Here is a 10,816-nt window from a genome sequence, read left to right on the forward strand (position 1 = left end):
TTCTTGCGATGTCACCCCACCTCTATGCGGCTCGTAGGACTGCTTATTCCGCGCAGACCTCCTGTCGGACAGGTTTCCGGAATGCGTGCCCGCGGGCGGGCTCTTCCCGTGGCTCGCTGTCCCTTGTCCGCTCGAGCGTGGCGCGCGCGGCCCCGTTCGATGAACAGACGGACTCGTGGGCCGTGCCTCCTGTGGCGCGAACGTGTCCGACAGTCGGACAGGTTTCCGGAAAGCGTGCCCGGCGGGCGGCCTCTTCCCGTGGCGCTCGTCCTGAGCGTCGGTACAAGCACTGTGTCGCGGCCCAGCGATGCGCTCCGCGCGGTGCTCGTCCTCGTGGAGACGCTTGGGTCGTTGCCCTGGGGCGAACCGTTGGCGGCCTACCTGGCGGCTTCGCGTAGCTCCATGAGGAGACGGCCCAGCATGTTGCTGCCGCTGCCGTCACCACCGTCGCCCCAGTAGTCGTCGTTCTCCGTGTGCTCCACCAGCTTCGCATCGCCTGTGGCCTGGAGCAGACGGGCGAGGTCCTCGTGCTGGGAGAACTTCGCCTGGAGGGCCTCGCGCATCACCGCCACCTTCACGGATTCCCAGTCGCGGCGGAGCTTGCGCTTGCGGTCCCGGCCCATGCGCGCCGCCAGCATCGGAGAGTTGGCCTTGCGGATCTCCTCCTGGTCCGAGGCGCTCTCGAACTTCTGCGCCTGGAAGAAGTGCTCCGTGGTCGGCCAGGTCTTGCCCCGGAGCTTGATGGGGTAGGGCGCGAAGTTCGAGGACCCCCCGTGGTTGTCGGTCACGCTGTGGAAGGGGATCACTTCGGCTGTACCTGGAGCTTCGCGGACTGCTCGCGCCAGGGATTGATGCGCCCGGCCTATTTCAGGCTCTCGAGGTCGATGACGAAGCGGTACTTCACGTCGCCCTTCTCCAGCCGCGTGAACGCTTCGTTGATGCCCTGGATGGGAATCAGCTCGATGTCGGAGACGATGCCGTGCTCGCCGCAGAAGTCGAGCATGGCCTGCGTCTCCGGCAGGCCGCCGGTGCCGGAGCCGGAGAAGCTCGCGCGCCGGGAGAGAAGCGCGATGGGGGCCACCTCCAGCGGCCGGGCCGGGAACCCTACCAGCACCAGGTGCCCGTCGCGCCGCAGCAGCTCCAGGTAGGCGTTGACGTCGTGGACCGCAGAGACGGTGTCGAGGATGAAGTCGAGGCTGTTCGCCTTCGCCGCCATCTCCTCGGGCCGCGATGACACGACCACCTCGTGTGCGCCCAGCCGCAGCGCGTCCTGCTTCTTGCGGTCCGTGTGGCTGAAGACTGTGACGTGCGCGCCCATCGCGAGCGCGAACTTCACGCCCAGGTGCCCCAGCCCGCCCAGCCCCACCACGCCCACCTTCCGCCCCGGCCCCACCTTCCAGTGCCGCAGCGGTGAGTACGTGGTGATGCCCGCGCAGAGCAGCGGCGCCACCGCCGCGGGGTCCAGGTTCGCGGGCACCTTCAGCGCGAAGTGCTCGTCCACCACGAGGCGGTCCGAGTACCCGCCCTGCGTGATGCCCTTCCCGTCCCGCTCCCGGCTGCCGTAGGTCAGGACACCCTGGACCTTGCAGTACTGCTCGTATCCATCCCGGCAGTCCGCGCAGGCGCGGCATGAGTCCACCATCGTGCCCACGCCCGCCAGGTCGCCCGGGCGGAACTTCGTCACCTCGCTGCCCACGTGGACCACGCGGCCCACGATTTCGTGCCCCGGGACCAGCGGGTAGGCCGAGAAGCCCCAGTCGTTCCGGGCCATGTGCAGGTCCGAGTGGCAGACGCCGCAGTAGAGGACGTCCAACTGCACGTCGCGCGGACCGGGCTCGCGGCGCTCGAACGGGAAGGGGGCAAGAGGGGAAGAGGCATCCGGGGCCGCGTAACCGCGAGCGGAAATCATGGGCAGTGCTCCTGAAGGACTGGGGTGCTTCCGACGCCCGGAAACATGTCCCCGGGAGGCTGTCCGCGAAACGGATGGAATCCGCACGCGCCATGTCGGAAAACTTCCGAATGGCCACCACCCCCCTCAACGCCCTGAACGCCTTCCTCGTCGTGGGGCGCCGACGCAGCTTCGCGGCGGCGGCCATCGAGCTGGGCATCTCCCCGTCCGCGCTGAGTCAGCAGGTGCGTCAGTTGGAGGCGCGGCTGGGAGTCCCGCTGCTCACCCGGACGACGCGGAGCGTGGCGCTGACGGACGCGGGTCAGCGGCTCCTGGAGCGCGCCGGTCCTTCCGTGGCGCAGGCGCTGGAGGCGCTGGAGGCCGCCACGGCCAGCGCGGGAGACATCACCGGCCGCGTGCGGCTGTCCGTGCCCACCATCTCCCTGTCCACGGTCGTCACGCCCATCCTGCTGCGCTTCGCCCGGCGCCACCCCCGCGTGGAGGTGGACCTGCGCATCGAGGACCGCATGGTGGACATCGTGGCGGAGGGCCTGGACGCGGGCATCCGTCCGTTCGAGGCCGTCGAGCGGGACATGGTGCAGGTCCGCCTGTCGGAGCGGATGCGCTACGTGGTGGTGGGCGCGCCGTCGTACCTCAAGCGCAAGGGGACGCCCCAGCGCCCGGAGGACCTGCTGGACCACGACTGCGTGAACATCCTGCTGCCGTCCACCGGCGCGAAGTACGCGTGGGAGCTGGAGCGCGGCAAGAAGACCTGGCGCATCCCCGTGCGAGGCCCCGTGCTCGCCACCAACGAGGAGGTGCTGGTGGCGATGGCGGAGGCGGGCCTGGCGCTCATGTATGCCTTTGAGCCCACCATCGTGCCGCGCTTGAAGCGCGGCACCCTGAAGCTCGTCCTGGAACCCTACGCGGCGTGGATGGAGGGGCTGTTCCTCTACTTCCCCAGCCGCGCCCAGGTGTCCCCCGCGTTCCGCGCCTTCCTGGACGTGGCCCGCGAGGTGACGACCGAACGGCCCTGAACGTCAGTCGCGCGGCGGGCCGCGGCGGCGGTCCACCACGCCCGTGGTGACGGGCAGCTCCGCGGACTCCTCGCCGTGGGCGAGCTGGCTCATGGACCTGGCGCTCTCCGCGGGCAGCCCCGCCCAGGTCCTCAGCCGCTCCAGCGCCACGGCCCGGTCCGCTTCCGGAAGGCCCGTGATGCGGGAGCCGTGGTTGCCACCCGGCTGGAAGAACCGGTACGAGTCATTGCGCGCGCTCACGCTGAACGCGCCCGTGGACCAGGGGTCGTTCTCTCCGTAGACGAGCAGGATGCGCTCGCCGAACGCCTTCACCCAGCCCTCCACGAGCGGCATGGCGAACGGGTTGAAGGCATACGGCCGCATGTCGAAGGGCACGAGCGCGCGCGGGTCGTAGCCCCGGGGATAGTGCTGGACGCCGCGCAGGTGGGACTCCTCCGAGGCGTAGCTGCCCAACTGCGTCGCGGCCTGGAAGTCGTAGGGCGCGTAGTAGTTCAGGTCCCTGTCGCTCATGTACGAGAGCCCCACCACCCAGTCCATGAAGTCCACCAGCCCCTGCGCGGGGCCGCCCGGCGCGGGAATCTGGTCACACAGCGACGCGTCGCCGTACTGCCAGAAGGCGAAGGCGAACTCGAGCGTGGTGAACTCCAGCGCCTTGTCCACGCCCAGGAAGTCGTAGGTGCTGCCGTAGGACGCGGCGGCCGTCGCCTGGAAGAGCGGGCCCACCTCTTCACGCCGCTCCAGCACCTCGCGCTGGAAGGTCTTGATGCCCTCACGGCACTCAGGCGTGCCCAGCTTGCTCAGGAACGTCACGTAGCGCGGGTCCTGCGTGCCGTAGCTGTTGGGCGCCACGTAGGCCACCGTGGCGTCCACATCCCGAGGGAAGAACGCCCGGTGGTAGAGCGACGTCATGCCGCCCTTGCTGCCGCCGGTGCTGATCCACTTGCCGGGGAAGAGCGGCTTGAAGGCCTGGACGATGCGGTGGTGGTCCGCCGCCGCCTGCTCGATGCTGAGCAGCTTCCAGTTCGCGGGCTGCGGAATGGAGGGCCCGAAGAAGCGGTGCTCCACCAGCAGTTGGTTGCCCTGCAGCAGGAAGGTGGGCTCCGTCTGGCCGGGGGACGTACCGATGCCGTAGCCCGTGCTGGCCAGCACCATGGGCGCCTCCGCGCTCCGGAAGAGCAGCGTCATCCGCTGCTGGAAGCGCGTGCCATTCGGGTGCAGGTGGTCCGCCGGCTGGTCATAGGTCAACACGAAGAAGCGCACGCCCGGCGCGGGAGCCGGCCGCTCCTGCACCACCGTGAGGCCGGGAATCGCCTGCAATTGCGCGAGGATGTCCGGCGCCGCGTCTTGTGTCAGGGATTGCGCCTGGACCTCTGGCGCGCTCGGGGCAATGGACTCCGGGGGGAACTCGCTGCCGCCGCAAGCCTGGAGCCCGAGTGCCAGCGCGCACGCCAGCACCGCGGGTCGACCGAAGAAACGTGACATGGGTGAAGCCCTCCTTGTTGGAAAGGCATAACGAACATGCCGGTCATGTATTTCAAGAAGAAGGACGTCCCAGGTGATTCTTGCAATGACTTGCGCGGCAACGGCTCAGGGACATGGTGGGGCCCTGTTCGGTGGAAGGCCCTGGCTCTAAGGTCCCGGGCATGAACGTCTACGAGATTCGCGGAGCCTTCGGTCTGGACAACCTGGTGCGCGCGGAGCGCCCGGACCCGGTGCCTGGACCCTTCCAGGTGCGCGTGCGCGTGAAGGCCACGAGCCTCAACTCGCGCGACCTGATGATGGTGGAGGGGCGCTACAACCCGCGCCAGAAGCTGCCGCTGGTGCCCAACTCGGACGGCGCGGGCGTGGTGGACGCGGTGGGCCCGGGCGTCACCCGCGTGAAGCCCGGCGACCGGGTGATGACGCTGTTCGCGCAGGGCTGGCAGGCCGGTGAGCCGACGAAGGCCATCACCGCCACCACGCTGGGCGGGCCGCTGGACGGCGCGCTCGCGGACACGATGCTCCTGCACGAGGACGGCGTGGTGCCCACGCCCGCGTACCTCACCGACGAGGAGGCCGCCACGCTGCCGTGCGCGGCGGTGACGGCGTGGAGCGCGCTCGTCACGCAAGGAGCGCTCAAGGCCGGGGACACGGTGCTGGTCCAGGGCACGGGCGGCGTGTCCATCTTCGCGCTGCAGATTGCCCGGATGTTCGGCGCGCACGTCATCGCCACGTCCAGCCGCGACGACAAGCTGGAGCGGGCCCTGAAGCTGGGCGCCCAGGAGGGCATCAACTACGTCACCACGCCGGACTGGGAGAAGGCGGCGCGCACGCTCACCGGCGGCGTGGGCGTGGACCACGTGGTGGAGGTGGGCGGCTCGGGCACCTTCGAGAAGTCACTCAAGGCGCTGCGCGTGGGCGGCACCGTGTCCGTCATCGGCGTGCTGTCCGGCGGCGCGGGCTCCGTGTCCCTGGTCCCCATCCTGATGCAGAACCTGCGCGTGCAGGGCGTGTTCGTGGGCCACCGTCAGTCCTTCGAGGCGATGGCGCGCGCGTTCACCCTCAATGACATCCACCCGGTGGTGGACCGCGTGTTCCCCTTCGCGGAGGCGCGCGCCGCCTTCGAGCACATGAAGCAGGGCGCGCACTTCGGGAAGATCGTCATCAAGGTGAGCTGACCCACGCGAAGTGGAAGTGGGCCTCCACCGTGGCCGTGGTGGTGCTCTTGGGCAGGGGCGGGAAGGGCGCCGCCTTCTTCACCGCGGCGAGCGCGGCGGCGTCCCACGCCCTGGCCCCGGACTCCGTGAGGATGGCGGTGGAGACCAGCTTGCCGTCCTTGTCGAGCACGGCCTGGACGATGGTCTTCCTGCCCGGGGCCGGCGTGCCCTTGGGGCCCGGCTGCTTCCAGGCCTTCGCCACGCGCTGGAAGGCTTGCTGCTGATAGGCCGGGCTGTCCACCGAGCCCTGGAAGTAGGTCTGCAACTGGGGGCTGCCGCCCGCGGCCAGGGCCCCGGAGGCGAGGGCCAGCGCGAGCACCACCACGGCGGTTTTCGGGATGCGGAGCATGGGCCGAATATAGGGCCCGCTCAGCTCCTCGGCTGGGGGCCTCGGGGCAGGGGCTTCGTTTCGGGGGGCTTGCTCGCGCCCTTCTCCGGCAGCCAGGACAGGTCGTACACCGCCGCGTCGCCCGCGCTGCGCATCAGCACCACGGAGGCGCCGTGCGCGCCGCTCATCTCCAGGCCGGCGGCGAACAGGCCCCGGTAGAAGCCGGCCACCACCACCGGGCGGCAGGTGAGCACGTAGCGCGTGGGGCCCGTCTGCTCCAGCCGCGCCTCCAGGTAGTTGGTGCCCGTGCGCAGGTTGCGCGTCATCCGCTCCAGCATCCGGTGCGGGCCCAACAGCCGCACGCCCGCCAGCAGCGCGCTGCCGATGAGCGTGGCCCCGTAGCCCTCCAGGAAGCGCCGGCCCACCACCTCCGCCCCGTCGTCCAGCGTGGCCGAGGGCGCGAGCACGGACGCCGCCAGCTTCAGCGACTCCACCCACACCTCCAGCGGATAGGCCACCGCCAGCTTTCCGCGCGGGTCGATGCCGGCCTCGCGCAACTGCCGCGCGCACGGCTCGTCCAGGTGGTCACCCAGGGCGCGAATCAGCCCTTCGAAGCTCTGCTGGAAGACAAGGCGTTCGGGACTCGGGCTCGGCATGTCCTTCCACGCTACCCGTGTGAGCGGGGCTGTCTCAACCCGGTAGGTTCCCAGGTCTCAAGAAGTCCGCGCGAAAGTGTCCGAAAACGCAGTGCGGCACGCGGTCCGGCGGGTCGGCCGACGCGGCTCGACGCGTCGAAGGAGGGGGGGCGGGAAGGGTGCGGTAGCGTCGTGGGCCATGCCGCACGACCCCCTCGCAGACGTCTCCACGGCCGCGATGCAGGAGCGCGGAGCCTCCCGGGGGGCTCCCCGCGCCGTGCCCGCGCTGACGGTGGTGTCCCATCCGGTGCCCCGGCGCATGGGGGAGCGGGTGCTGCTGGAGGCGGTGGCGGCGGGGCGGACGGTGGCCCTGTCCCGCAACGGGCCGGACTTCGCGAAGCCGGGCAGTTCGCTGGGGCTGCCGCTGGCGGATCCCTTCGTGAGCCGCAAGCCGCTGGAGCTCTCCGCGCTGGCGGGCGGAGGCGTGCGGCTGACGGTGCCGGAGGACGGCACGCACGTGGTCGCGGCGGGCGAGCCGCTCCCGGGCGCGCGGGACTTCGGGCCGGCGGAGCTGCGGGACGGCGTGGCGCTGGAGCTGTCGGGCCGCGTGGTACTGCTGCTGCACACGGTGGAGCTGGACGGCGAGGGCGCGGCGGACACGCTCGGCATGGTGGGCGAGAGCGCGGGCCTGCGGCGGCTGCGCAAGCACATCGAGCGGGTGGCGGACCTGGACGTGTCGGTGCTCATCCGGGGCGAGACGGGCACGGGCAAGGAGCTGGTGGCGCAGGCCATCCACCGGCTGTCACCGCGCGGGGCCGGGCGCTTCCTCAGCGTCAACCTGGGCGCCATCCCCAAGGAGCTGGCGGCGGCGGAGCTGTTCGGTTCGCGCAAGGGCGCGTACTCCGGGGCCACGCAGGACCGCGAGGGCTTCTTTCGCGCCGCGCACGGCGGCACCCTGTTCCTGGACGAGGTGGGCGAGGCACCGCCGGAGGTGCAGGTGATGCTCCTGCGCGTGCTGGAGACGGGGGAGCTGTACCCCGTGGGCGCCAGCCAGCCGGTGAAGGTGGACGTGCGGCTCATCGCCGCGACGGACGCGCACCTGGAGGAGCAGATCCGCGACGGGCGCTTCAAGGCGCCGCTCCTGCACCGGCTGGCGGGCTACGACCTGCGCGTGCCCGCGCTGCGGGAGCGGCGCGAGGACGTGGGCCGGCTCTTCTTCCACTTCGCGCGCGAGGAGCTGGCGGCGCTGGGCGAGGCGGCGCGGCTGGACTCGGAGGAGCCGCACGCGGAGCCGTGGCTGCCCGCGCCGCTGGCGTCGCGGCTGGTGCGGGCGGCGTGGCCGGGCAACATCCGGCAGCTTCGCAACCTCACGCGGCAGCTCGTGATTGGGAGCCGGGGCCAGGCGCGGCTGCAACTGGATGCGGCGCTCGATGAAGCGCTGGGCGCGGCGGCTCCAGCGTGGGCGCAAGGGGCGGGGACCGTGACGAGGCCCCTGGGGATGCCGGCGGGGGCTTCCGCGACGGGGGGCGCGGCGGGAGCTCCGGAGGCGCGCGAGGCGGCGGTGCCCCGGCGCAAGCCCTCGCAGGTGACGGAGGCGGAGCTGCTCGCCGCGCTGCGGGCGAGCGCGTGGGACCTGAAGGCCACGGCGGACGCGTTGGGCATCCCGCGCCCGTCCGTCTACGACCTCATCGAGCGCAGCCCGAACCTGCGCACCGCCGGGGACCTGGGCGCGGACGAAATCACCCGCTGCTTCGAGGCCTGCGGCGGCGACCTGGACGCGATGGCGCGCACGCTGGAGGTGTCGAAGCGCGCGTTGGGGCGGCGCTTGAAGGAGCTGGGGCTGACGGCGAAGGCACCTTGAGCGTCAGGGCCGCGCCACGTGGCACGCTGGGTGCTAAGCCGTCGCGTCATCCGTCCCCCTGGAGGGTTCCCCATGCGAAGCCGCGTCCACTTCCCGTTGTGCCTCACCGGACTGCTGCTGGCCTGTGCCAGCGGAGGTTCCCGCTCCACCGCCTCCGAAGCCGGGCTGTCCGATACCGGGCCGGTGCAGCCCTGCGCGGTGAACCCGACGCCGCCCGATGCGAACACCCTGGTGACCATCACCGCCAGCGAGGGCGGCAAGGTGCACTTCAGCACCACGAGGGTGCAGGTGCAGCCCGGGCAGACGGTGGGCTTCGTGTCCCAGGTGCAGCAGGACCGCTGCATCGTCGTGTCCAAGGGCGGGCTCCTGGCGGCGGACGCGTCGAACCCGCTGCTTCTGCCCGCGTGCACGAGCGCCACGTGGACGCTGAAGTCCGAGGATGAGCCGGGAAGGACCACGTCCCTGTGGTCCTGCCCCACGAGCGACTGCTCGAGGTGCACGCAGCCCGAGGAGGGCCTCCGGCAGACCATCAACGGCACGCTGGAGGTCACCGGGCGCGGCGAGGACTGAAGCCCCGGCGGGGCCTGTCAGGGCTTGCGGGCCCTGGCCGGCCTGGCGGGGGGGCGCGAGGGCTCGGCGGGTGTCCGGGGGCCGGTGCTGGCGGTGACGGCCCGGAGCTCATCGAGTCCGAACTGGATGTGCCGTGAGAGGTCCTGCGCCTTCGGGTCCTCGAGCCAGCGCTCGAACGCGACCTTGAAGACGGCGATGCCTGCCTCCGCGGCCAGGCTCGCGGTGGGCTCGGTGACGCCGCGTCCGCGAAGGGTCTCCGCGGCGGCCGAGGCAAGCGAGGCCAGCTTGATCAGCTCGCGCTCCCGGAGCTCCGCGTGCGCGGCGAGGAGCGCCTGCCGCGCACGTGCATGGTCGCGGCGGTCCTTGAAGAAGGGGGCCAGGGACTCGAGGGCGGCGGCGACCGCGTCGAGCGGCGCGGTCCCCTGGGGTGCATCCGCGATGCAGGTGACGATGCGCTCGTGGAGCGCGTCCGAGCCCCCGAACAGGACCTCCTTCTTGTCGGTGAAGTAGCGGAAGAACGTCCGCTCCGTGAGCCCCGCGCGCGCGGCGATCTCCTCCACCGTCGTCCGGTCGTACCCGTGCTCCTGGAACAGCGTCAGCGCGGCCTGTGCGAGCCGGTCTCGTGCGTTGGGTTCCCAGCGGCCCATGGGCACAAGCATAACCTGATTGCAGTCACTGACATCACTTGTTAGGAGTGATGTCAGTAGCTGACATCAAGGAGCTTTCCATGCGCGTATTCGTCACGGGTGCGTCTGGTTTCATCGGCTCGGCGGTGGTCCCTGAACTCCTGGGGGCGGGGCATCAGGTGGTGGGGCTTGCCCGCTCGGACGCTTCGGCCCGGGCGTTGGAGGCGGCGGGGGCGGAGGTGCATCGCGGTTCGCTGGACGATCCGGACAGCCTGCGCGCCGGGGCGGCGAAGGTGGACGGCGTCATCCACCTGGCGTTCATCCACGACTTCTCCCGCTTCGAGGACTCGGTGCGTGCCGACGCGCGAGCGATTGCAGCCATCGGCGCGGCGCTGGAGGGCTCCCAGCGGCCCTTCGTCATCGCGGCGGGGCTGTTGGGCCTGGCGCCGGGACGCATCGCCGTGGAGACCGACGCGGCGGCTCCCTCCGGGCGTGGCGCGTCGGAGGCGGCGATGCTCGCGCTGGCGGGGCGAGGCGTGCGCACGTCCGTCGTGCGGCTTCCGCCATCGGTTCACGGCAAGGGCGACCACGGCTTCGTGCCGCACCTCATCGCCTCCGCGCGGCGGACGGGCGTGGCGGCCTACGTCGGAGAGGGAGCGAATCGCTGGCCCGCGGTGCACCGGTCCGACGCGGCCCGGCTCTTCCGGCTCGCGCTGGAGCGGGCCCCCGCGGGTTCGAGGCTCCACGCGGTCGCCGACGAGGGCGTGCCCGTCCGAGACATCGCGGCCGTCATCGGTCGCCGGGTGGGGGTGCCGGTCGAATCAAAGACGCCAGGGGAGGCCGGCGACTTCCTCGGCTTCCTGGGGAGCCTCTTCGCGCTCGACACGCCTGCGTCGAGCGCCCGCACGCGCGAACAGTTTGGCTGGCGGCCCGAAGGGCCCGGGCTCCTGGCGGACCTCGACGACGACCACTACTTCGCACCGGGCGCTGGCACGATTCTGTGAGCGCGGTGGGGGAGCGCTGGACCGGTGGCGTCCTGCCGTCCGCATGAATGAGAAGGTGAGAACCCGCGAGACGCTCCCCGCCCGCGGCCACCTCCAAACCTGTCCGACTGGAGGTCTGCGCGGAATAGCGAGGCCAGTTGGCCGGCTGCCAAGCGACAAGGGGGACAGGAG

At 71.3% G+C, this 10,816-nt stretch carries 11 protein-coding genes; 5 read left to right on the forward strand and 6 right to left on the reverse strand.

Translation table 11 applies throughout. The features are described 5' to 3' along the window. Nucleotides 1–377: 377 nt before the first annotated feature. Together K8556_RS38200 and K8556_RS38205 are read right to left on the reverse strand one after the other, a co-directional pair. Nucleotides 378–788 carry an NADAR family protein gene (locus K8556_RS38200; RefSeq protein ID WP_370640038.1) on the reverse strand — a complete coding sequence of 137 codons (411 nt, stop codon included), beginning with the start codon at nt 786–788 and terminating at the stop codon, nt 378–380. A gap of 74 nt (nt 789–862) precedes the next feature. Then, nucleotides 863–1,909 (reverse strand): NAD(P)-dependent alcohol dehydrogenase, encoded by a 1,047-nt coding sequence (locus K8556_RS38205; RefSeq protein WP_223745070.1) that lies wholly within the window; start codon nt 1,907–1,909, stop codon nt 863–865. A gap of 110 nt (nt 1,910–2,019) precedes the next feature. On the opposite strand from K8556_RS38205, the gene K8556_RS38210 reads away from it, so the two are divergent. After that, on the forward strand, nt 2,020–2,925 hold the full coding sequence (locus tag K8556_RS38210; RefSeq protein WP_223745071.1) for a LysR family transcriptional regulator: 906 nt from the start codon (nt 2,020–2,022) through the stop codon (nt 2,923–2,925). 3 nt (nt 2,926–2,928) lie between these two features. Here the strand turns inward: K8556_RS38210 and K8556_RS38215 are convergent, their stop codons facing one another. Then, nucleotides 2,929–4,407: a S28 family serine protease gene (locus K8556_RS38215; RefSeq protein ID WP_223745072.1), complete on the reverse strand. Its 1,479-nt coding sequence runs from the start codon at nt 4,405–4,407 to the stop codon at nt 2,929–2,931. 161 nt (nt 4,408–4,568) lie between these two features. On the opposite strand from K8556_RS38215, the gene K8556_RS38220 reads away from it, so the two are divergent. Further along, complete coding sequence (locus K8556_RS38220; RefSeq protein ID WP_223745073.1) at nt 4,569–5,582, forward strand: NAD(P)-dependent alcohol dehydrogenase; 1,014 nt, start codon at nt 4,569–4,571, stop codon at nt 5,580–5,582. On the opposite strand, the gene K8556_RS38225 is transcribed toward K8556_RS38220, so the two are convergent. Then, nucleotides 5,569–5,970, reverse strand: coding sequence for a TonB family protein (locus K8556_RS38225; RefSeq protein WP_223745074.1), 402 nt, complete (start codon nt 5,968–5,970; stop codon nt 5,569–5,571). The two genes, K8556_RS38220 and K8556_RS38225, sit on opposite strands and share 14 nt — an antisense overlap. 20 nt (nt 5,971–5,990) lie before the next feature. Beyond that, a complete protein-coding gene (locus tag K8556_RS38230) occupies nt 5,991–6,605 on the reverse strand; it encodes a DUF2378 family protein (RefSeq protein ID WP_223745075.1) in 615 nt (204 codons plus the stop codon). 178 nt (nt 6,606–6,783) lie between these two features. Here K8556_RS38230 and K8556_RS38235 point away from each other — a divergent pair, with 178 nt between their 5' ends. Next, nucleotides 6,784–8,445, forward strand: a complete 1,662-nt coding sequence (locus K8556_RS38235) for a sigma 54-interacting transcriptional regulator (RefSeq protein WP_223745076.1) — start codon at nt 6,784–6,786, stop codon at nt 8,443–8,445. Nucleotides 8,446–8,517: 72 nt separating this feature from the next. Beyond that, nucleotides 8,518–9,015, forward strand: a complete 498-nt coding sequence (locus K8556_RS38240; protein ID WP_223745077.1) for a hypothetical protein — start codon at nt 8,518–8,520, stop codon at nt 9,013–9,015. A gap of 17 nt (nt 9,016–9,032) precedes the next feature. Here the strand turns inward: K8556_RS38240 and K8556_RS38245 are convergent, their stop codons facing one another. Beyond that, nucleotides 9,033–9,662 (reverse strand): TetR/AcrR family transcriptional regulator, encoded by a 630-nt coding sequence (locus K8556_RS38245; RefSeq protein ID WP_223745078.1) that lies wholly within the window; start codon nt 9,660–9,662, stop codon nt 9,033–9,035. An 80-nt stretch (nt 9,663–9,742) separates the two neighbouring features. Between K8556_RS38245 and K8556_RS38250 the strand changes: the two genes are divergently transcribed. Then, entirely contained in the window at nt 9,743–10,645 is a 903-nt protein-coding gene (locus K8556_RS38250; protein ID WP_223745079.1) for an SDR family oxidoreductase, read from the forward strand. Nucleotides 10,646–10,816 lie beyond the last annotated feature (171 nt).

The organism is Corallococcus sp. AS-1-12 (assembly GCF_020036995.1).
Lineage (GTDB): Bacteria > Myxococcota > Myxococcia > Myxococcales > Myxococcaceae > Corallococcus.

Excerpts from the sequence above, each read along its gene's own strand:
- K8556_RS38205 (WP_223745070.1), bottom strand. The coding sequence starts at position 1,909 with ATGATTTCCGCTCGCGGTTACGCGGCCCCGGATGCCTCTTCCCCTCTT.
- K8556_RS38210 (WP_223745071.1), top strand. The coding sequence starts at position 2,020 with ATGGCCACCACCCCCCTCAACGCCCTGAACGCCTTCCTCGTCGTGGGG.
- K8556_RS38215 (WP_223745072.1), bottom strand. The coding sequence starts at position 4,407 with ATGTCACGTTTCTTCGGTCGACCCGCGGTGCTGGCGTGCGCGCTGGCA.
- K8556_RS38220 (WP_223745073.1), top strand. The coding sequence starts at position 4,569 with ATGAACGTCTACGAGATTCGCGGAGCCTTCGGTCTGGACAACCTGGTG.
- K8556_RS38225 (WP_223745074.1), bottom strand. The coding sequence starts at position 5,970 with ATGCTCCGCATCCCGAAAACCGCCGTGGTGGTGCTCGCGCTGGCCCTC.
- K8556_RS38230 (WP_223745075.1), bottom strand. The coding sequence starts at position 6,605 with ATGCCGAGCCCGAGTCCCGAACGCCTTGTCTTCCAGCAGAGCTTCGAA.
- K8556_RS38235 (WP_223745076.1), top strand. The coding sequence starts at position 6,784 with ATGCCGCACGACCCCCTCGCAGACGTCTCCACGGCCGCGATGCAGGAG.
- K8556_RS38240 (WP_223745077.1), top strand. The coding sequence starts at position 8,518 with ATGCGAAGCCGCGTCCACTTCCCGTTGTGCCTCACCGGACTGCTGCTG.
- K8556_RS38245 (WP_223745078.1), bottom strand. The coding sequence starts at position 9,662 with ATGGGCCGCTGGGAACCCAACGCACGAGACCGGCTCGCACAGGCCGCG.
- K8556_RS38250 (WP_223745079.1), top strand. The coding sequence starts at position 9,743 with ATGCGCGTATTCGTCACGGGTGCGTCTGGTTTCATCGGCTCGGCGGTG.